Consider the following 20089-nt stretch of genomic DNA (forward strand, 5'->3'; position numbering starts at 1 on the left):
TTACTCAAAGTAACCCATTTCTCATCGAAAAAGTCCCGCAATCTTATCCAACGTCAGCACAACGGTAACCGGCTCGCCGGTTGGTGTATAGCTCGGATTCGTTGACGCAAATAGTTGGTCTATCAGCGCTTTGCGTTCGGTTACACTGAGTCGTGATACATGCCGCTGCGACGACCGTCGGGCCAGCGACCGGGCCATGGACTCGACGCGGTCCAGCTTGAGCCGCCCTGTATCGACCCGGATCTGGGCCAATAGGTTGGCAAACAATTCTTCTTCGTTTTCGCCGGTTGTCAGGGCCGGTACGCCCCGGATCACCAGCGTGTTCTGCCCCAGCTCGTCAAATTCGAAGCCGAGACTCATCAGGTCGTCGCGCAGGTCGAGCGCCAGCTGGCAGTCAACGGGCGATAGGGTAACGGTTTTCGGGAACAGCAGCTGCTGCGACGACCCGCTTCGTTTGGTCAGCGCCGAATGGAACTGGTCGTACAGGATTCGCTCATAGGCGCGCCGTTGATCAATCAGCACCATGCCCGACTTGACCGGAGCCAGCAGATACCGATTTTGCAGCTGCATGATGTTATCGCCCTCCACACCGACCGGCACTGCCGATTCGTTGGTCTCGACGGGCACCTGAAGCTGGTTGGCGCGGCTACTCAGCGTAACGGGCTGCTCGGCCGGTGGCGGTGGCGTCTGGGCAGGGCCCAGCCAGTCGCCGGTGGGTTCGGGTGTCGATTCGGTACGGGCGGGCGTGTCGGCGCCCGCAACGCCTTCGTACAGCGCCTGCCAGTTATTGACCGACGAGCGGGTACTGGCCGAGCTGCGGGGCATGTCGAAGCTACTGCCAGCCGCCCGGTCGAGCGATTCGTTGCGGAGCGAAGGGCGTTCGGTAGCCGGGGACGAAGCAGGCCGGGAAGCCGCCTTGTCGGTTGCCCAGGACGGGGTAATCGGTTTGGGCAGTGAACCGCTGTCGGGGGTTTTGCTGGCTGGCCCGGCCGGGGCGCTGCCCGGACGGGCGCCCGACAGAAAGTTAACGTCCGAATCGAAGTCGAGCGAGGGCGACAGGTTATACAACCCGACCGCTTTCCGAACGGCCGCCATCATGATGGCATAAACCGACCGCTCGTCGTCGAACTTGATTTCGGTTTTAGTCGGGTGGATGTTAATATCGATATGCGACGGGTCGATCTCGATAAACAGGACATAAAACGGATGGCTTCCCTCGGGCAGGGTTCCCTCATACGCCCCCACTACCGCGTGGTGCAGGTAGTTGTGCTTGATGTAGCGGTTGTTGACAAAGAAAAACTGCTCGTTACGCGCCTTCTTGGCCGACTCCGGTTTTCCGATATACCCGTGTACGGTGACGTAGGGTGTTTTTTCTTCGCAGAAGTTAAGCTGCTCGCGGTAGTTCTTGCCAAACATGTCGACAATACGCCGACTCAGCTTCCCCGCGGGCAGGTTGTAGATTTCCTGATCGTTGTGGAAGAGCGAGAACGCCACTTCCGGATTGGCCAGCGCCACCCGCTGAAACTCGTCGAGGATGTGGCGCATCTCGACCGAGTTCGACTTCAGAAAATTACGCCGGGCGGGTACGTTGAAAAACAGGTTCTTGATGAGCAGGTTCGTACCGGGCAGGCAAGAGATCGACTCCTGCGCTTTTATATCCGAGCCTTCTATACGAATCAGCGTGCCGAGTTCGTCGTCGGCCCGGCGCGTCCGCATCTCAACCTGCGCCACGGCTGCGATAGACGCCAGCGCTTCGCCCCGAAAGCCCATGGTCCGAATCCGGAACAGATCATCCGACGTGCGAATCTTGGAGGTAGCGTGCCGCTCGAAGCTCATGCGGGCGTCGGTTTCGGTCATGCCCAGGCCGTCGTCAACGATCTGAATCAGGTTACGACCAGCTTCCCGAATGATGACCTGAATAGATTTCGCCTTAGCATCGACCGAGTTCTCCAGCAGTTCTTTCACGACCGAGGCCGGCCGCTGCACCACTTCACCAGCCGCAATCTGGTTGGCAATCGAGTCGGGCAGTAGCTGAATGACGTTATGCATGACAAAGAAGATGACGTTGGCCAGACCGGCCCGGATACAGTTCCGGAAACCGACGATCTACACGGGAAACAGGTTAGCCGGGCGTATAATTCAACTAAAATATAGAATAATTGATTAGCAAAAAGCCGCAAGCCCGAACCAGAACTGGTTTCGTACTTGCGGCCTGCTAAGCCATGCGCAACTACCGTTAGACTTTGATTTCTACGTCGACGCCACTGGGCAGTTCGAGTTTCATCAGGGCATCAACGGTTTTAGCGCTGCTGCTGTAGATATCGACCAGGCGTTTGTAGGTGCAAAGCTGGAACTGCTCCCGCGCTTTCTTGTTTACGTGGGGCGACCGCAGTACGGTATAAATTTCTTTATCGGTAGGCAGGGGGATGGGCCCGCTCACGATAGCACCCGTTGATTTGACCGCTTTTACGATCTTCTCGGCTGACTTGTCGACCAGCATGTGATCGAACGACTTCAGCTTAATGCGAATTTTCTGGCTCATTCTATTGTGGTTCGTTAGATGATAACACCCGCCGAAAGAACCATTTACTCCGGTCGGGTGGCTAAATGCGGGTGCAAAGGTACGAAAAATCTGTACGGCAAAAAACGGCCGCTCACAGAATCAGCGAGTTCCTGCAAAATTTTTGCCTTTCTGTCGGCCAATCTATCCGCCCGCCGAGCCGCCTGTTTCCGGTTGGTGCGCGTTGGTTAGGCCGTTCCGGGTGCGGGCGCGATAAAAAAAGGCGTCTGACTAGTCAGACGCCTTTCCGGTATTCCTATCAATCAAGGTCACATGACCTCTGGTATTATTTACCCGTTCCTTTCTCTTTCGCTACAACAGCGTCTGAGATGTTCTGCGGCACCACTTCGTAGTGCGAGAACGTCAGGTTAGCCGTAGCCCGGCCCGACGACATGGTGCGCAGATCCGTTACGTAACCGAACAGCTCTGACAGCGGTACGTCGGCCTTGATCACCTGCGATCCGGCTTTGCTATCCATTCCTTTCATCACACCCCGGCGACGGTTGAGGTCGCCCGTGATCGGACCGGTATATTCTTCCGGCGTCAGCACTTCAACGGCCATGATCGGTTCGAGCAGTTTCGGACCAGCCTGACGGGCTGCTTCGCGGAAGCCCAGACGAGCCGCCATCTCGAACGACAGCGAGTCGGAGTCAACGTCGTGGTACGAACCGTGGAACAGACGAACTTTCATGCTCTCGAGCGGGAAGCCAGCCAGCGGACCGTTCTTCAGCGACTCGTCAAAGCCTTTCTGAACAGCCGGGATGAATTCGCGGGGGATCACACCACCTACGATTGCATTGTCGAACTGAAGACCAATCGGCGTTACACCGTTTTCGTCAGCATCGCGGGGTCCGAGTTCAAACACGATATCGGCGAATTTACCCCGACCACCCGTCTGTTTCTTATAAACCTCGCGGTGTTCAACGTTTTTGGTCAGCTTCTCTTTGTAAGCTACCTGCGGAGCACCCTGGTTTACTTCTACCTTGAACTCACGACGCATCCGGTCGATGATGATCTCCAGGTGAAGCTCACCCATACCCCGAATGATGGTCTGACCGGTTTCTTCGTTCGATTCAACCTTCAGGGTCGGATCTTCTTCGATCAGTTTACCAATCGCTTTCGAGAAGTTATCCTGGTCGGCCGTTTTCTTCGGCTCGATGGCGTAACCGATAACCGGGTCGGGGAATACCATCGACTCCAGTACGATCGGGTTTTTCTCGTCCGACAGGGTATCGCCGGTTTTGATGTCTTTAAAGCCTACTACGGCACCGATGTCACCAGCTTCCAGACGATCGATCTGGTTTTGCTTGTTGGCGTGCATCTGGAAAATCCGCGAGATACGCTCTTTGTTACCCGAGCGGTTGTTCAGAATGTACGAACCCGACTCCAGTACGCCCGAGTACGAACGAACGAAGCACAAACGACCTACGTAAGGGTCGGTAGCAATCTTGAACGCCAGGGCCGAGAACGGCTCCGACGACGACGGCTTGCGGGAAATCTCTTCACCCGTGTCGGGGTTCGTTCCTTTGATGCTCTCTTTGTCCAACGGCGACGGCAGCAGGGCCATCACGTAGTCGAGCATCGTTTGTACACCTTTGTTTTTGAACGACGATCCGCACAGCATCGGCACGATTTTCATGGCGATGGTTGCTTTCCGCAGAGCCGCCAGGATTTCGTCTTCCGAGATCGACTCCGGATCCTCGAAGTATTTCTCCATCAGCGAGTCGTCGAATTCGGCAACGGCTTCGAGCAGTTTCTCGCGCCATTCGGTCGCTTCGTCGAGCATATCGGCCGGGATGGGCACTTCGGTGAAGGTCATTCCCTTGTCCGACTCGTTCCAGACGATACCCCGGAAGTTGACCAGGTCAACAACGCCTTTGAAGTTGTCTTCTTCGCCGATGGGCAGCTGAAGCGGTACGGCATACGAACCGAGCATTTCCTTCACCTGCTTGCAGACGTTGAGGAAGTCGGCACCGGACCGGTCCATTTTGTTGACGAAGCCCAGACGAGCTACGTTGTAGTTGTTAGCCAGACGCCAGTTGGTTTCTGACTGGGGTTCAACGCCGTCAACAGCGCTGAAGAGGAACACCAGACCATCGAGTACGCGCAGCGAGCGGTTTACTTCAACCGTGAAGTCAACGTGACCCGGGGTATCGATGATGTTGATGTGGTACTTTTGATCCCGGTAGGTCCAGTCAACCGTGGTAGCGGCCGAGGTGATCGTAATCCCCCGCTCCTGCTCCTGCTCCATCCAGTCCATGGTAGCAGCCCCGTCGTGAACTTCGCCAATTTTGTGGCTTACCCCGGCGTAATAAAGAATCCGTTCGGTTGTGGTCGTCTTACCCGCATCAATGTGGGCAGCGATACCGATGTTTCTCGTGAACGTTAAATCGCGAGCCATTAGCTTGTTTTATACAGAAAGTTATGTAATTCAATAACAGCCAAAGGGCACCGGTAAGTTCTAACCAAACGGCACCTCTTCAAATCAGGTCGCAAAATTACTGAAAGTCAACCGGAAAACCAATGTACATTCTGTTTTTGTCAGTCGCACAAACCAGAACCAGCCCGATTTTAGCCCCGGCCGGGTTACCCGGCGCAACCAGACCGGAAAAGCTGGTCAGTTAAATCCAGATTAAATCTATAAATCTAGCTGAACTTACGCCTGCCCCCCTGAACTATTTATCGGGCCTTTTCGTCAACTTTGCTATACGATTTCGACCCGAAATCGCTACCGTAACCTGACTAATGAAGAATCCCTACCTGTCACTGCTCCGCACGGCCTGGCAGTATGCCCGACAGGAAAAAAAGCAGTACGTACTGGTCTATGTCCTGTTCGTACTGGCCAACATAGTCGGCGCTTTACACCCGTTACTCTTCGGGTGGTTTGTTGATGCCATTCAGCAGAAAGGCGCACTGGTACCGGAAATTGCGGGCTGGTATGCCGGCGCGTTTCTGGCCCTTAAAGTACTCGAATGGGCGTTTCATGGCCCGGCCCGGATTCTGGAACGGCGGCTGGCGTTCAACCTGAGCCGGAACTTCCTGCACGAACTGTATCACCAGACGCTGCACCTGCCTGTAGGCTGGCACAAAGATCACCACAGCGGGGCAACCATCAACCGGATCAACAAAGCCTATAACGCGCTGAAGTCGTTTTTTCAGAGCGGGTTCACCTACCTCCATGCCCTGTCGAAGTTCGTTTTCTCGTTCGGGGCCATGCTGTACTTTTCGCCCCTGTTCGGGCTGATCGGCGTAGCGCTGGGTGCGCTGACGGTCTACGTCATCCTGCGGTTCGACCGACCCTTCATCCGGGCGCTGGACGAAACCAACGAGCGCGAACACGAGGCTTCCTCTACCCTGTTCGACAACCTGTCCAATATCATGACGGTTATCACCCTGCGGCTGGAAAAGCGGATCGAGCTGAGTTTTTCGGGCAAAGTGGCGGCTGTTTTTCCGCCGTTCATGCGGCAGGTAAAAATCAACGAATGGAAATGGTTTGTGGCCAGTATGCTCGTGGCGCTGATCTACGTGGTGGTGGCTGCGGGTTTCGTCTACCAGCATTATGTACCGGGCGAGGTCTTCCTGATTGGCGGACTGGTTACGCTGCTGGGCTACGTGAATCAGTTTACGAGCGTATTCAACGACGTGGCCTATCAATACACCCAGATTGTGCAGTACAACACCGACGTTCAGACGGCACGGGGCATCGGCGACGCCTACCGGCAGCATGAAGATACGATTCGGCATGATGCCCTGCCCGACCACTGGCAAACGCTGACCCTCTCGAATCTGAATTTTTCGCACCCGTCAACGTCGGTCAGCCAGCGTAAAGGTCCGGCCCTGTGCTCGGTCAGTATCCGGCTCGAGCGGGGGAAACGGGTAGCGCTGATTGGCGAAAGTGGATCGGGCAAGAGTACACTGCTGACCTTGCTGCGGGGCTTGTATGCGCCGGAGCCGGGGGCGCTGGTCCAGGCCGACGGGCAGGACGTTCAGGGGCTCAATGCCATCGCCGATACCGTTACGCTGTTTCCGCAGGAGCCCGAAATCTTCGAGAACACCATCGGGTATAACATCACGCTGGGCTTGCCTTTTGCCGACGATGAGGTGATGCAGGTTTGCAAAACCGCCCACTTTGCCGACATCGTTGCGCATCTGCCGCAGGGGTTGGAAACGAGTATTCAGGAGAAAGGACTAAACCTGTCGGGTGGTCAGCGGCAACGGCTGGCGCTGGCCCGCGGGGTACTGGCCGCCCGCAGCAGCGATATTATCCTGCTCGACGAGCCCACGAGCAGCGTAGATCCGAAAACTGAATTTCAGATCTATCATAGTATGCTGAGCGAATTCCGGCAGAAAGTGGTCGTATCGACGCTGCATCGCCTGCATCTGCTCCCTATGTTCGATTATATTTATATACTCCGCGACGGTAAGGTTGTAGACGAAGGCACGTTCGTTCACCTGCGTCAGCACAGCGCTATTTTCGGCGAGATGTGGGCCCACCAGAAAGAAGCCATGCATACCGAAGAAGTAGCAGGCGCCTGACCTTACTCGACAGGCGCTTCTACGATCGTTACAATTTTCCACATGCCCCGAATGTCGTGCAGCGGAACCGTAACGTTGCCGCCGTTCGGGTTGTCGGAATGAAGAGTCAGGTATTTGCGGGTCAGTAATTCGTTGTCGCGGATGCGCTTGACCACAAAATAATCGCGGTACATAACGGCGTATACGCCCCCCGACTGGTATTCCCAGTCGCTCTCACTCACCGGTACGGCCAGCACTTTAGCCCCGTGGGCCAGCTGCGGGCTCATGCTATTCCCCGAAATTTCCAGCACAACGGCCTTTTTGTGGCCCTTCAGTACCGGCTTTCTGACCCGGAACATTTCCGTATCCGTGGCGCCGATCCCGTCGGCGTAACTTTCTACGAACGTAGCGTAGAACCGCACCGGCACGAACGGAATTTCGGCGGTGTCTTCGTCAGCGTCGGATACCATGGCGTTAGCCTCGGGGGTATTCAGTACAGGCAAAATACCCCGAATCAGATAGTCGGCGCTGATTTGCGGGTAACAGGCCAGCAAACTCATGATGGTATCGTACGAGGGTTTAGCCCGTCCGTTCAGAATGTTATAGAATTTGGACGGGTTCTCGCCCAACTCCTTGGCAATCTGATAGATGGTTATCCCCAGCGAATCAAATACCTGCTTCAGCCGATCCTGTATACTTGTCATGTTGTCTACTTTTTCCAAACAATTTTTCGCCATTATAGTATGGATATATTGGCATTATAATACAAGTCAAATATATTGCGCCTGTATCACAACAAACATACGACTAATACAGACGAAAGACGACACCAAAAGGAACGTTTCTATCCAAAAATTGATGAACCGGAACCGACTCACCAACCATACGCTGCCCACGGTCCTGTTTGTGGACATGAACAGCTTTTTTGCTTCCTGCGAACAACAGGATAATTACTGGCTACGGGGTCGGCCGGTGGGCGTCTGCGTCTATACGGGTCAGCACGGCTGCATCATTGCCCCCTCGGTAGAAGCCAAAAGGAAAGGGGTAAAAACCGGTATGCGGCTGGATGAAGCGATGCGGCTCTGTCCGGATCTGGTACCGGTCGAGACGCACCCTACCCGCTACCGCTCGTACCACGTCAAGCTGATCAGCGTGCTCAAACAGTTTGCCGACGACGTGGTGCCGAAAAGCATCGACGAAGCGGTGATTGACCTGACCAACTACCAGCTGGTATACAAGGATATGGAGCAGCTGGCCCGAACCATCAAAGCCGCCATTCGGAACGAGGTGGGCGACTGGCTGCGGTGCTCGATTGGTATTGCGCCGAATGTGTTTCTGGCCAAACTGGCTTCTGACCTGCAAAAGCCCGACGGCCTGACGGTGATCACCCCCGACACCATCGACGCCGTACTTCGGTCGCTTCGGCTTACCGACCTGCCCGGCATTGGCTACCGGATGGCGGTCCGGCTCGAAGATGGTGGTATCCGTACTCCGCTGGATTTACGGTACGCGTCGCCCCAGCGGCTGAAGGCCATCTGCAAAAGTATTGTCGGGTTGCACTGGCACCTGCGGCTCAACTTTGCGGGCGAAGTCGATCTGGATAGTCACGAGGAGTACAAAAGTATGTCGGCCATGCGCACGATCTCGCCGGAGCAGCGCAACTCGGCGGAGCGGCTGGATGAGTTGCTGCAGTCGCTCTGTCTGACGCTCGAACGGCGGATGGTTAGGCAGGGCGTGTTTTGCCAGAACCTGTCTTTTTCGTGCCGATACCATACCGGCAAAACCTACAACTGCGAGGTCAGCTTTACCGACCCCATGCAGGACGGCCCCGACATGTACCGGATCATCAGCGAGCGGCTGGCGCGGTTTCAGGCATCTCACCACTGCGAGCCGGTACTGAACGAACACCTCCGCAGCATGAGCGTGGTGGTGCATCGGTTCGTACCGGCCGATGCCGTTCCGCTCAGTCTCTTCACCAACGACAGTCGTAAAAATACCCTCCGCAAAACGCTTTACGACCTGAAAACCAGGTTCGGTGCCGACAAACTCATACGCGCAACCGAGCTTCGCGACAATCCCGTCTATCGGGATGTCATCGGGTTTGGCAACATCAAGGATTTGTAAAGGATGTGCCACTACCCGGATTGGACAGAGTCGTAGGTCGTTTCGTCCGGCTGCAACGCTTAACGGGCCACACCCACGGCGCCTGATTATTACTCGCTGTTCTTTACTAACCAGGGCCTCAACATACGCACGACGAAAAACGCGTCGCTGGTTAGTTCAACACCCCCATCCGACCGTTCTGAAAATCGTCGAAGGCTTCCATAATTTCCTCGCGGGTATTCATCACAAACGGACCATATACGGCCAGGGGCTCGTTAATCGGCTCTCCCGACAAAATCAGCAGTTTGGCATCAGCGGTAGCCGTTAGCGTAATGGTATCGCCGTCAATGCCCGTCAACGCCACCTGCCCGCGGGTCATCGATTGCCCGTTGATCGTAGCAGAACCGGCCAGTGCATAGACAATCAGCGTATGATTGGCCGGTACGGTAATCGTTTCAGTCTGGCTGGCAGCCAGGGTCAGATCCGCTACCGTAATGGGACTAAAGGTATGCGCAGGACCGCGCAGCCCGCCCAGTTCGCCCGCAATGACCCGCAGTGTACCGCCCCCGAAAAGGGTTGTCTTCGGAATCCGCGTGGCTGCAATATCCTGGTAGCGGGGTGGACTCATCTTATCTTTGGCCGGCAGGTTGACCCATAACTGCACAAAATCCAGCCGACCACCCCGACGGGAGAATTCGAGTTCGTGTTTTTCCTCGTGGATGATACCCGACGCAGCCGTCATCCACTGTACATCGCCGGCAAACAGCTTGCCGTGATTACCGGCCGAATCACGGTGTTCGAGCGCTCCTTCGTAAACGATCGTGACCGTCTCGAAGCCCCGGTGTGGATGTTTGTCAACCCCTTTCGGCCGACCCGAGGGCTGAACCTGCATGGGCCCGTGGTGGTCGAGCAGCAAAAACGGGTTAAACGGCCGTGAGCCCTGTGGGTGGAAAGCATTCAACCCGACAAAACCATCGCCAACGCTGTTGGGCGTAGCGGTCTGTATGGCAACAATGGATCGATTCATATGTATAATTAAATGTATCTACACGCATTGTGAAAACGAAAGCGGCCCGGTACAAGTTCGTCAGCCAAACTGACTACGGCTCATCGTCATGCAGACGTCGGTTATACCGGCAACGGCTGGTCCTGGGGACAGAAGAATGTGGTTCGGCCACCCACCGTTGAGCGTTCGATGCGGGTACCGCAACGGGGGCAGAACTTATGCGCTTCCACATCGTCATAGGGCGAGTCGTCCCACTCCCGAACGTGGATCAGGAAACTGCTGGGAAAGTCGCGGTAGGTGGCTTCGTAGCGGATGGCGGTCTCCAGCACCAGCCGGATAGCTTCATGCAGCCGGGTCATCTCTTCGTCGGTCAGGGTGTTGGCGCGGTGTTCCGGATGGACGCGGGCCTGGAACAAGACCTCGTCGACAATCCAGTTACCCAGGCCCGCCACCACACTCTGATCGAGAAGAACCGGTTTGATAACCGCTTTTTTGGCCCGAACCCGCTCGGCAAGCTCAGCCGGGGCTATGTCGAGTCCGTCTTTACCAATTTTCTTCCGCCGTAAAAACGCATCGACATTATCGATAAGGCCAACCCGCTCAAACTTGCGCGGACACAAAAAGCCAAGGTTGAAATCCCCCTCGAACTCAAAAACGATGCGGGCAAAGCGGGGCCGGTCGAGCGAGGCATGGTAGTATTCCAGATCGCCGGTCATGCCGAAATGCATATGAACAATGACGTCGGGGTGGTCGGTAAATACGAACAGGTTCTTGCCAACGCGCTGCGTACCCGTAAACTGCCGTCCGGTCAGCCGTTCGCTAAGGGTAGTGTAGTCGGTGGTCAGCAGCTTTTTGTCTTCCACCTCAATATGGCGTATCGGCTGGTAAAGCGATGACGTTTCGAGATATTGGCGTCTAATTTCTACTTCGGGCAGTTCGGGCATGACTGTATGGCAGGGTCAGCGGGTGTCGGGACCGGTATCCGGTCCCGGCCGGGTAATTTCAGGTCATCTATTACTTACCTGGCTGACCCACATTAGGTAACGAGGGCCGGGGTATCGTTGTTTCCGGCGCGTGTTTGTCCCGTTCGCTAAATCAATTATTGATTATTCGGTAAAAAGCTTTGTTTTACAATGAATTATCTTCTTTTTTGCACAAAATCTATTGACTTAGATTACAATATTGAAAACCGTAAAGGCGTTGCTTTCGTACGTTTTGCAACTAATCGGTAAGTAATTCTTGTTAAGTGATCTCCTGTAATAAACCCGTTCAGATGTAACAACCTCTACACGAGTACAAAGTGCAAGTTCAATCGTTAAACTGACCATTACTATGGAGAATAGTCCGCAAAAGCCCCGCACCAATGGTGCCCTACTGGCCGCCCTTATCATTATGACTGGTTTAGCCGGGGTATCGAGTTATTTGTATTTCGATCAGAAAAAAGTTTCTGAGAACCAAGAAGTTACTATATCCGAGCGCGTAGAAGAACTCTCAACCACCCGCGTTAAACTGGATTCGATCTCGACGGCCTTAGACGCCAAAATTGCCGAAGTACAAAAATTAGGGGGCGACGTTACGGAGCTGCAGAAAGTAAAAGCCCAGCTGGAAGAAGACAGAGCATCGCTGCGCCGGGGCAACCGGGTTTCGATCGCCAAGTACGAAACCAAAATCAAGCAGTATGAAGCGTTCCTGATCGAGAAAGATACGCTCATCGCCAACCTACAGCGTGAAAACGTGACGCTGGCCACGAACGTAAAAGTGCTGGACGAAGAGAATACCGGCCTTAAGACCGAGCGTCAGCGCCTGAGCGACTCGGTTGCCACCATCGCCACCCAGAACCAGGAGCTGAGCACCAAAGTAACCCGCGCTGCCGCCCTGAAAGCCCAGAACGTGAAAGTGTTTGCGGTTAGCTCGAAAGGCAAAGTCAAAGAAGACGACGCCTACAAAGCCAAGCGGTTAGACAAAATCAAACTGGTTTATACGCTGCTCGACAACCCGCTGACCCGCGAAGAGCCGAAAGAAGTGTTTGTTCGGGTGCTTGACCCAAGCGGTGCCGTTGTATCGGATATGGCCAACGGTTCGGGTACGTTCACGGTTGATGGTAACGAGACGATCTACACCACCAAGCAGACAGTCAACTACACCAGCAATGGTCAGAACGTTGAGCTGCTGTATACCCGTGGCATTCCCTACAAGCCCGGCAAGTACACGGTAGAGCTGTATTCGGAAGGCTTCCGGATCGGTGCCGGTGAGTTTGCGGTTCGCTAAGCCTACACCACTCCCTACAAAGCGCGGTATCCAACGATATCGCGCTTTTTTTATTCCTTCACGCCCGCAAAGTACGGAATCTCGGTAGCGCCGTTCTGGTACGTAATCCGCAGCAGTTTCCCTTCTTTCTCCATGCCGTTGTCGGTAAAGACGCGTTCGGTCTGCACGCTGCCGAGGGTCGTATTGCCAACCCGCAGCTGCACCGAGCTGTCGGCCTGGCGGCTTAGGGCAACGCCCTCTACCCGGCGGGTACCTTTTTGTGGATACTGATAGGCATACAGTACCGATACCGCACTGTCTGACTCGGCCAGCAGGGTGACCGTTGGCAGCTGACTGCTGGACAACGCCACGCACGATGGGTCAAGGAAGACGTTGGTACGGTACCGACCGCCAATTTCGCCCGCGAGCGAGGCCGTTCCGGGCTGGATGTCCGTATCGGGCTGGCAGGCCGTCAGCGATCCCAGTAAAGCGCAGAAAAGCAGTTGTTTAGTCATAGTCTGGTATCGGTTTTCCGGATAGACCCCGCCGGTAGGAAAAGCGTTGGTACACCCGCCATTTTTTTAACAGAATTGCCTAAGCCCCTGTCGGTTGCGCCGGCTCGGTCTCTTCGGGTTCAGGCTCCAGCGCATCGACCCAGACCCGCATCGACTCCAGCGTCATGGGGCCAAACTGGGTAGTGAAGGCCACGTCGGCCGCATCGCGACCATAAGCCACTGTAATCCGGTTGCCGCGGGGTTCGCGCTGGGTAGCGTCGAAGGTAAACCAACGACCATCTACGTAGGCTTCGAACCAGGCATGGAGGTCCATCGGGTCGAGCTGGTACAAATAACCAACGACCATTCGGGCCGGAATATTAAGGGCGCGGCAGAGTGAAATACCGAGGTGGGTAAAATCGCGGCAAACGCCAACCCGGTGCTGGGCCGTATCAACAGCCGAGGTGCTGGCGTCGCTGGTACCGTATTCGTAGCGGATATTCTCGTTGATCCAGCGCCGGATGGCTTCGGGCTGGTCGTAGCCGGGCTCAACCCCGTCGGTAATCTGCGTAGCCAGCTCGCTTAGCTGGTCCGACTGGCAATACCGGCTCGGCAGGGTGTAATGCAACACATCATCGGGCAGATCCTCAACCGGCGTATAGGGCGCGCCCGGCGCCACATCGATGGCATCGGCCGTCTGGACGGTAGCCGTAAAATGAATCGAAAACGGCCCTTCGGGTGCCACCAGTCGCTGACAGAGGTTGCCGTACATGTCGGTAAACTCCGTTACGTTGACGGTTGGCGTGATCTGGTACTCTTCGCGAATGATCCACTGCCCGGCGCCAGACCGGGGGCGTAGCATAAGCACTAAAGGGGTTGGTCCCTCAGCCTGAAACTGAAGGTCGCAGCCGGCGTTGAGTTGCATGATTGTCCGTGTTGAGAATGGGGATACTCAACTAATCCGTTAACCGGTTTAAATGTTCTGAACGGATCGCGAAAAATAGGCGGGATTTACTCAAGCGGCTTGAACAGAAACGTTTCTACTTTGCCCTGCTTGTCCTGGCTGATGTAAAAATCGAGCGGGGCCAGCGCGAACGTGGCTTTGTAACGGGCAATGCCGTTCTGTACACCCCGCGACTCCATAGCTGTCCATTTGCCGAGCTGCCCCGACACCTGCCCCACGACCTCTTTCATCTTATCGGCCGAAATCTGTTGCTTGAACGCATCGCCCATGATGGCGTAGAGCGAGTCTGGCTGGTTGTTGTTAATAAAGCGCTGGGCCAGCTTCGCCAGCGAATCGAGTTTCGGGTCAACCGTCGGGGCCGACGGCGTCTGCGCCTGAGCCGCGACAGCTAGTGACAGCATGACTAGTAGAAAGAGGAAGCGTTTCATACGTGTGTTTTTTTGGTAAAGATAACCGAACCAGTCAGCGCGCTGCCCTAAAAAAGGAAGGGCACCGGAAGCTGGTTGTAAGCGGCCTGAGCGTTGGATGAACGGTTTTACATCTGTTTGTCTGACATAAAGTTTTGGCACCTATATTACACAAATTTCATTTGGTCATCTATTATATTTACAGAATAAAAGTACTATTCTTACCGTAACTACAACATGAACGTACAAACTGAATTGATCCCGGGTATTTATAATTATTGCGACACCTGGTGCGAGCGCTGCCTGTTCACCAGCCGCTGTCGAAGTTTTCAGATTCAAACAGAAACAGGCCTGACCAAATCCATGGAAGCCGGACCGGACCTGATCAATCAGTTGACCGATGCGCTGAACCTGACCAAACAGTATATCGAGAATCTGAGCCGGTCGGGCGCACTCACTGGCCCTGACGCCCCTGCCGACACAACGGTTCAGGCGCTGGAAGAAAACGCGCTCCCCAAACCAGTTCAGGTACGCCAGCATCCGGTTGCCCAGCTGGCCAATTCGTACCTGAAACATACGGGAGACTGGCTCCGTCAGGAGAAGCACCTACTCGAACAGGCTGGTGAACAACAGCTTCGGGAGGTATCGCTGGGGTTTCGTACCCAGGAGGAGTCGATGCCGATCCTGCACGCGCTCCGCGATGCCTGGGAAATCATCAACTGGTACCGCACGCTCATACCGGTCAAAACCCAGTCGGCATTACGAGCGCTGAGCGAGTCGGACGCCACGATGAAGGTCTATCACCTGGGAAAAGCCAAGCTGGTGCTGGTCAGCATCGATCGGTCGCTGGCGGCCTGGCAAACCATACTGGCTCAGTACCCCGACAAGATCGATAACCTCCTCGACATCCTGGCCCAGCTGAGCCGCCTGCGCCGGGAGCTGGAAACCCTCTTCCCAACCGCCCGAGCCTTCCAACGCCCCGGCCTGGACTGATGCTTGCAGTATACGTTGTCTTATTGAAGGCCGCATGAACCACGGTGAATCGCCGACGACCGAACCGCGTTGTAGCGACGCAACCGCCCGGCGGCCCGGCCTTTGCGTCTCTCTGCGTCAGTAACAAACAAACCACGCCCAGCGGGTAGTTATTTTTTAACGATGACGAACTCTACGCGCCGGTTTTGCTGACGGCCTTCGTCGGTATCGTTGGTAGCAACGGGTTTGGTTTCGCCGAAGCCTTTGCTGGCGATGCGGTCGGGTTCGATGCCTTTGCTGATAAAATATTCACGCACAGCGTCGGCCCGGTCCTGAGAAAGTTTGGCGTTGATTTCGTTCGAGCCTGTGTTGTCCGTATGCCCGCGTACCTCGATCACCATCTTGGGTGATTCGTTGAACGTAACCACCAGCCGATCCAGCTCGGGGCCCGACTCCGGCCGTAACTCAGACTTACCCGTGTCGAAGAAAATATTGTTGAGCCGAACCGATCGCCCTACTTCGATAGGAACGAGTTTCAGCTCTTTACCCTTGATTTCCTGATAGCCTTTGGTCTGGGTCAGATCTACATTATCGCCCTCGGCGATGAAGTTTTTAGCCACCGCCCGCATCGAGTACTTCTGTCCATACGGCAGCACGATCTTGTATTCGCCCGTAATTGGGTCTGACGTAGCCTCACCGGCTTCGGCCCCATCGGGTAAGGTCTGGTAAATGATTTTGGCTTCTACGGGCTTTCCGGTGGTCTGGTCAATCACCTTACCGCTGATGAGTGCTACCGGGTCGGGGCGTGTAGACGGACTTTGGGCCAGATCGCCCCCGCCCACTTTAGCCGGCTGGTCGGTCGGGCGCACGTCGGTCAGTTTGATGCGTACGATATCGCCTTTCCCGAGGGTATTCTTGAACGTAGTCAGGTAGGCATAATCGCCCGAGGCCGATAGCGTATAATAAGCGTCATAGCCATCGGTGTTGACCGATGGGCCCAGGTTAACCGGCTTCGACCAGTGTTTCCAGGTTTTGTCGACGCGTTTGCAGACGTAGATATCGTTGCTGCCCAGCCCCCCCTCGCGATTGCTCGAAAAGTAAAGCGTGGCGCCGTCGGGTGCCAGAAAAGGGGTTGTTTCCGTGAATTTGGTGTTTACCTCGACGCCCAGCTCCATGGGTTTGGTCCAGGAGCCGTCTTTCTGCCGGAAGCTGACGTACAGGTCGTCTTCTTTGCTGTTCTTCTTTTCGCTGAACGCCATCAGCAGCACCTTGCCGTCGGCCGACAGAAATCCGCAGTCGAACTGGCCTTTGCTCATATTCACGTAGCCGGGTATGTCGATCTTCTGCGGGGGCGACCAGCCGTTTGCGGTTTTCTTGCTCAGCGAGAATCCGCGGGTTTCGTAGGTTCCGTTGTTGTACTGGCCTTTGATGAGCATCGTCTGCCCGTCGGGGGTAATACTGTAGGCGCAGTTGTACTCATCTTTATTGAGCGGAAACCCCATCCGGCGCGCAGGCCCCCACTTTTTGCTGGCTTCGTCGAAGTCGGAAAACCAGATGTCCTGGCTCCCTTTGTCGCCGTGGGTGTTGTTGGGGTGGCTGATCCGGGCAAAATAAAGCGTCCGGCCATCGGGCGAGATCATCGGGTTGATTTCGTTGTATTCCGAGTTCACCTGGTTGCCCAGATTCTCGACTCGGCTGGAGTCGACTTTGGGCTGTGCGGCTACCCGGAGAGTAGCCATGAACAACAGGCTGGTGGCAATAGCGCCGGAGGCATTCATGAAAATTACTACAAGAATCTAATGTACGTTCAGAAAACGAAGGTTAGCGCCGAATTTATATTTATTGGCGCCTGAAACAATTCACCTGTCAACTATCAATCCAACTCAGAGGGATTAAGGCCAGCCTCTTTCAGGATAGCCAGAAAGGTACCTTTCTTCATGTCTTTTCCGTGAACAGGTACCGGAATGGTTATCCTTGTGTCTGGGTTGTAATAAATATGATGACTGCCTTTACCCATTCGCTTCAGATGAAATCCGTTTTCCTCCAAAATTTTGATCAACCGTCTCGGCGATAAATTCATACCAATTCAGTCGTCAGATTCAAAGAGTATTCCAGCGTTTGGCTGTCGTCGGGTGGCATAGGCTGACCTTCTTCCTTGAGCACCTCCAGACACCCCTCAATAGCGTCCTTTGCCATAGCAATCGCTTCTTCGATTGTTTCACCGTATGTGACACAGCCTCGGATGGCAGGCACTTTTACCGTGTAGCCTCCCTCTGGCTCGGGAGTCAAAATCAAACGATACTGGAGGGTTTTCATAGGTTTCTGAAATTTCGGTTATCTCTACAGCAAATAATTACACCACCCGCAGCTTGGCGAAGCTTAACAGCAGCACTTTCTCACCCGCTGTCTCGAACAGGATCGTGGCTTTGCGCTCGGTTCCGTTGACATCTACCGCTTTAACCGTGCCAAACCCGAATTTAGCGTGCTCGACCCGCTGACCAGCCGCCAGCTCAGCCGTACTGGTGGGCGCAAAATCGGCCGAGGGCGTATGGGTAACAGTTGGCTTAGGCGCCTGCCGCTGGGCCGTTTTCTGGGCCAGACTACGCACAAACGCCATTGACCCCGTAGACGTAGTTTCGCTCCGGTCGCGCTCGGGCCGATCGAAATCCATCCGACTCGGTGCCGAACGGAGTTTCGACATCTTCAGGTATTTCTGATCGATCTCCATCAGGAACCGGCTGGGTTCGCACATCTTCAGCCGACCGTAGTGGTAACGCGTTTCGGCATACGACACCGACAGCCGCCGTTCGGCCCGGGTAATGGCAACGTAGAACAGCCGCCGTTCTTCTTCCAGGTCGTTGCGGCTTTCGAGCATCATCTGACTCGGGAAGAGGTCTTCTTCCAGCCCGACGATGTGTACGTTCTTGAACTCCAGCCCCTTGGCCGCGTGAATGGTCATCAGCGTCACCTTGTCGTTGTCGCCGTCGTCTTCTTTTTCATCGGCGGTGGTGAGCAGCGATACTGATTGCAGGAAGGCGCTCAGGCTTTTGTCATCGTTATCAGGGTTGTCGACGAACTCCTTGATGGCGTTCAGCAATTCCTGTACGTTTTCGTAACGGGCCAAGCCTTCTACCGTTTTGTCTTCATACAGTTCCTTGAGCAGCCCCGATGCCTTGGCAATATGGGAGGCTACCTCATAGGCATCTTTCTGATCGAGAAGGAGTTTGAAGCTTTTGATCAGATCGGCAAAGGCCTCGATAGCTATAGAGGCCCGGCCGGTTACGTGTTTATTGATATCGGCTACGATCTCCCAGACCGAATCTTCTTTCTCGGCTGCGATCACGCTGATCTTGGCCACGGTCGTATCGCCTATTCCGCGCTTGGGCAGGTTGATGATCCGTTTGAACGCTTCTTCGTCCTGCTGGTTGACCGTAAAGCGCAGGTAGGCAATCAGGTCTTTAATCTCTTTGCGCTGGTAGAACGACAGCCCGCCAATGATGCGGTACTTGATGCTCATCTTGCGCAGGGCTTCTTCAAACGCCCGCGACTGGGCGTTGGTCCGGTACAGGATGGCGAAGTCGTTGTTGGTCAGCGACTCGTTCATCTTGGCTTCGAAAATGGCCGATGCCACCAGCCGCCCTTCTTCGTTATCGGACGAGGCCTTGATGACGTCGATCAGCGGACCGGCTTCGTTGGCCGTGAAGACGTGTTTTTCGAGCTGGTTCTTGTTCCGGGCAATAATGGAGTTGGCTGCCTGCACGATCGTATCGGTCGAGCGGTAGTTCTGCTCCAGCTTCACGATCTTGACATTCTCCTTGCCGTAGTCGCGCTGAAAGTTAAGAATGTTGGTGATATCGGCGCCCCGGAACGCGTAGATACTCTGCGCATCGTCGCCCACGACGCAGATATTCTGATGAACGGCGGCCAGTTTGCGGGTAATGAGGTACTGCGACACGTTCGTATCCTGAAACTCATCGACCATCACATGCTGAAACTTGTGCTGGTACTTGTTCAGGATGTCGAGGTGATCGCGGAAGAGTACGTTCGTGTTGAACAGCAGATCGTCGAAATCCATAGCATTGGCCGCAAAGCACCGCATGGCGTACTGCTTATAGATCCGGCCAATATGCGGCATCCGCGCCGATTCATCGTCGGCCTGAATGACGGCATTGTTCAGGTAATCGTCGGGGCCGATGAGCCGGTTTTTAGCGCCCGAAATACGCCCGAACACGTTATTGGCGCGGTAGACCTTATCGTCGAGGCCCATCTCCTTGATGATGCTCCGGAGCAGCGACTTCGAGTCGTCGGTATCGTAGATCGAAAAGTTGCTGGTATAGCCAATGGCTTTGGCTTCGATGCGCAGGATCTTGGCGAAGACCGAGTGGAACGTACCCATCCAGATATTGCGGGCTTCGGTACCGACCACTTTTTCGATACGCTGGCGCATCTCACCAGCCGCTTTGTTGGTAAACGTCAGTGACAGAATCCGAAACGGATCGACCCCGTTTTCGATCAGGTAGGCAATGCGGTACGTCAGTACGCGGGTCTTGCCCGAACCGGCGCCGGCTATAATCATCAGCGGGCCATCGCCGTGCATGACGGCCTCCCGCTGGGGTTCATTCAATCCAGAAATATAATCAACCATCAACGTCGCTTCTATCCATCTATAACAAGTAAAAGTAGGAAAAAATTTGGTCAGGCTTCCCCAAAAAAGGCATCTTCGGCCGGGAGTCAGGGCCGGAAGGAGCCGAACCAAAACTGGCGCCGTTACCGCGTTGATGGCTGCTCATTGGCAACAAAAGCCTGACTATACGACAGCAA

17 protein-coding genes are annotated in these 20089 nt (G+C 55.0%); 4 read left to right on the plus strand and 13 right to left on the minus strand.

The genetic code is table 11. The features are described from left to right. Nucleotides 1–21: 21 nt before the first annotated feature. From mutL to fusA, 3 genes are all read right to left on the minus strand, one after another. Nucleotides 22–2049 (minus strand): DNA mismatch repair endonuclease MutL, encoded by a 2028-nt coding sequence (gene mutL, locus B1C80_RS16145; protein WP_077922219.1) that lies wholly within the window; start codon nt 2047–2049, stop codon nt 22–24. Between the two features lie 187 nt (nt 2050–2236). Beyond that, complete coding sequence (gene rpsJ, locus B1C80_RS16150) at nt 2237–2542, minus strand: 30S ribosomal protein S10 (RefSeq protein WP_077922220.1); 306 nt, start codon at nt 2540–2542, stop codon at nt 2237–2239. 304 nt (nt 2543–2846) lie between these two features. Then, nucleotides 2847–4961, minus strand: a complete 2115-nt coding sequence (gene fusA, locus B1C80_RS16155; protein WP_077922221.1) for an elongation factor G — start codon at nt 4959–4961, stop codon at nt 2847–2849. Between the two features lie 344 nt (nt 4962–5305). Between fusA and B1C80_RS16160 the strand changes: the two genes are divergently transcribed. Beyond that, entirely contained in the window at nt 5306–7096 is a 1791-nt protein-coding gene (locus B1C80_RS16160) for an ABC transporter ATP-binding protein (RefSeq protein WP_077922222.1), read from the plus strand. A 2-nt stretch (nt 7097–7098) separates the two neighbouring features. On the opposite strand, the gene B1C80_RS16165 is transcribed toward B1C80_RS16160, so the two are convergent. Further along, a complete protein-coding gene (locus B1C80_RS16165) occupies nt 7099–7779 on the minus strand; it encodes a helix-turn-helix transcriptional regulator (protein ID WP_369822706.1) in 681 nt (226 codons plus the stop codon). 154 nt (nt 7780–7933) lie between these two features. Here B1C80_RS16165 and B1C80_RS16170 point away from each other — a divergent pair, with 154 nt between their 5' ends. Further along, on the plus strand, nt 7934–9199 hold the full coding sequence (locus B1C80_RS16170; protein WP_077922224.1) for a DNA polymerase IV: 1266 nt from the start codon (nt 7934–7936) through the stop codon (nt 9197–9199). A gap of 151 nt (nt 9200–9350) precedes the next feature. Here the strand turns inward: B1C80_RS16170 and B1C80_RS16175 are convergent, their stop codons facing one another. Both B1C80_RS16175 and B1C80_RS16180 read right to left on the minus strand, forming a co-directional pair. Further along, entirely contained in the window at nt 9351–10205 is an 855-nt protein-coding gene (locus tag B1C80_RS16175) for a pirin family protein (RefSeq protein ID WP_077922225.1), read from the minus strand. 101 nt (nt 10206–10306) lie between these two features. Then, on the minus strand, nt 10307–11128 hold the full coding sequence (locus B1C80_RS16180) for an Fpg/Nei family DNA glycosylase (RefSeq protein WP_077922226.1): 822 nt from the start codon (nt 11126–11128) through the stop codon (nt 10307–10309). A gap of 388 nt (nt 11129–11516) precedes the next feature. On the opposite strand from B1C80_RS16180, the gene B1C80_RS16185 reads away from it, so the two are divergent. Continuing rightward, nucleotides 11517–12452: a hypothetical protein gene (locus B1C80_RS16185; protein WP_077922227.1), complete on the plus strand. Its 936-nt coding sequence runs from the start codon at nt 11517–11519 to the stop codon at nt 12450–12452. Between the two features lie 50 nt (nt 12453–12502). On the opposite strand, the gene B1C80_RS16190 is transcribed toward B1C80_RS16185, so the two are convergent. The 3 genes from B1C80_RS16190 to B1C80_RS16200 all read right to left on the minus strand — a co-directional run bounded on the left by B1C80_RS16190 (nt 12503) and on the right by B1C80_RS16200 (nt 14317). Beyond that, nucleotides 12503–12946 (minus strand): hypothetical protein, encoded by a 444-nt coding sequence (locus tag B1C80_RS16190; RefSeq protein WP_077922228.1) that lies wholly within the window; start codon nt 12944–12946, stop codon nt 12503–12505. Between the two features lie 79 nt (nt 12947–13025). Next, nucleotides 13026–13850 carry a transglutaminase family protein gene (locus tag B1C80_RS16195; RefSeq protein WP_077922229.1) on the minus strand — a complete coding sequence of 275 codons (825 nt, stop codon included), beginning with the start codon at nt 13848–13850 and terminating at the stop codon, nt 13026–13028. Nucleotides 13851–13936: 86 nt separating this feature from the next. Continuing rightward, entirely contained in the window at nt 13937–14317 is a 381-nt protein-coding gene (locus B1C80_RS16200; protein WP_129604649.1) for a hypothetical protein, read from the minus strand. A 216-nt stretch (nt 14318–14533) separates the two neighbouring features. On the opposite strand from B1C80_RS16200, the gene B1C80_RS16205 reads away from it, so the two are divergent. After that, on the plus strand, nt 14534–15289 hold the full coding sequence (locus B1C80_RS16205; RefSeq protein ID WP_077922231.1) for a hypothetical protein: 756 nt from the start codon (nt 14534–14536) through the stop codon (nt 15287–15289). Nucleotides 15290–15438: 149 nt separating this feature from the next. Here the strand turns inward: B1C80_RS16205 and B1C80_RS16210 are convergent, their stop codons facing one another. From B1C80_RS16210 to B1C80_RS16225, 4 genes are all read right to left on the minus strand, one after another. Further along, nucleotides 15439–17046: an OmpA family protein gene (locus B1C80_RS16210; RefSeq protein WP_077922232.1), complete on the minus strand. Its 1608-nt coding sequence runs from the start codon at nt 17044–17046 to the stop codon at nt 15439–15441. Nucleotides 17047–17141: 95 nt separating this feature from the next. Then, nucleotides 17142–17348 carry a type II toxin-antitoxin system HicA family toxin gene (locus B1C80_RS16215; protein ID WP_077922233.1) on the minus strand — a complete coding sequence of 69 codons (207 nt, stop codon included), beginning with the start codon at nt 17346–17348 and terminating at the stop codon, nt 17142–17144. Continuing rightward, complete coding sequence (locus B1C80_RS16220) at nt 17345–17584, minus strand: type II toxin-antitoxin system HicB family antitoxin (protein ID WP_077922234.1); 240 nt, start codon at nt 17582–17584, stop codon at nt 17345–17347. The genes B1C80_RS16215 and B1C80_RS16220 overlap by 4 nt, the downstream gene beginning before the upstream one ends. 37 nt (nt 17585–17621) lie before the next feature. Next, complete coding sequence (locus B1C80_RS16225) at nt 17622–19913, minus strand: ATP-dependent helicase (protein WP_077922235.1); 2292 nt, start codon at nt 19911–19913, stop codon at nt 17622–17624. Between the last annotated feature and the right edge of the window lie 176 nt (nt 19914–20089).

The organism is Spirosoma sp. 209 (genome assembly GCF_002006735.1).
GTDB classification, from domain to species: Bacteria; Bacteroidota; Bacteroidia; order Cytophagales; family Spirosomataceae; genus Spirosoma; species Spirosoma sordidisoli.

Coding starts and splice junctions, on each gene's coding strand:
- fusA (WP_077922221.1), bottom strand. CDS start 4,961: ATGGCTCGCGATTTAACGTTCACGAGAAACATCGGTATCGCTGCCCAC.
- B1C80_RS16170 (WP_077922224.1), top strand. CDS start 7,934: ATGAACCGGAACCGACTCACCAACCATACGCTGCCCACGGTCCTGTTT.
- B1C80_RS16210 (WP_077922232.1), bottom strand. CDS start 17,046: ATGAATGCCTCCGGCGCTATTGCCACCAGCCTGTTGTTCATGGCTACT.
- B1C80_RS16190 (WP_077922228.1), bottom strand. CDS start 12,946: ATGACTAAACAACTGCTTTTCTGCGCTTTACTGGGATCGCTGACGGCC.
- B1C80_RS16215 (WP_077922233.1), bottom strand. CDS start 17,348: ATGAATTTATCGCCGAGACGGTTGATCAAAATTTTGGAGGAAAACGGA.
- B1C80_RS16160 (WP_077922222.1), top strand. CDS start 5,306: ATGAAGAATCCCTACCTGTCACTGCTCCGCACGGCCTGGCAGTATGCC.
- B1C80_RS16185 (WP_077922227.1), top strand. CDS start 11,517: ATGGAGAATAGTCCGCAAAAGCCCCGCACCAATGGTGCCCTACTGGCC.
- B1C80_RS16180 (WP_077922226.1), bottom strand. CDS start 11,128: ATGCCCGAACTGCCCGAAGTAGAAATTAGACGCCAATATCTCGAAACG.
- B1C80_RS16220 (WP_077922234.1), bottom strand. CDS start 17,584: ATGAAAACCCTCCAGTATCGTTTGATTTTGACTCCCGAGCCAGAGGGA.
- mutL (WP_077922219.1), bottom strand. CDS start 2,049: ATGCATAACGTCATTCAGCTACTGCCCGACTCGATTGCCAACCAGATT.
- B1C80_RS16195 (WP_077922229.1), bottom strand. CDS start 13,850: ATGCAACTCAACGCCGGCTGCGACCTTCAGTTTCAGGCTGAGGGACCA.
- B1C80_RS16200 (WP_129604649.1), bottom strand. CDS start 14,317: ATGAAACGCTTCCTCTTTCTACTAGTCATGCTGTCACTAGCTGTCGCG.
- B1C80_RS16175 (WP_077922225.1), bottom strand. CDS start 10,205: ATGAATCGATCCATTGTTGCCATACAGACCGCTACGCCCAACAGCGTT.
- B1C80_RS16205 (WP_077922231.1), top strand. CDS start 14,534: ATGAACGTACAAACTGAATTGATCCCGGGTATTTATAATTATTGCGAC.
- rpsJ (WP_077922220.1), bottom strand. CDS start 2,542: ATGAGCCAGAAAATTCGCATTAAGCTGAAGTCGTTCGATCACATGCTG.
- B1C80_RS16225 (WP_077922235.1), bottom strand. CDS start 19,913: ATGGTTGATTATATTTCTGGATTGAATGAACCCCAGCGGGAGGCCGTC.
- B1C80_RS16165 (WP_369822706.1), bottom strand. CDS start 7,779: ATGACAAGTATACAGGATCGGCTGAAGCAGGTATTTGATTCGCTGGGG.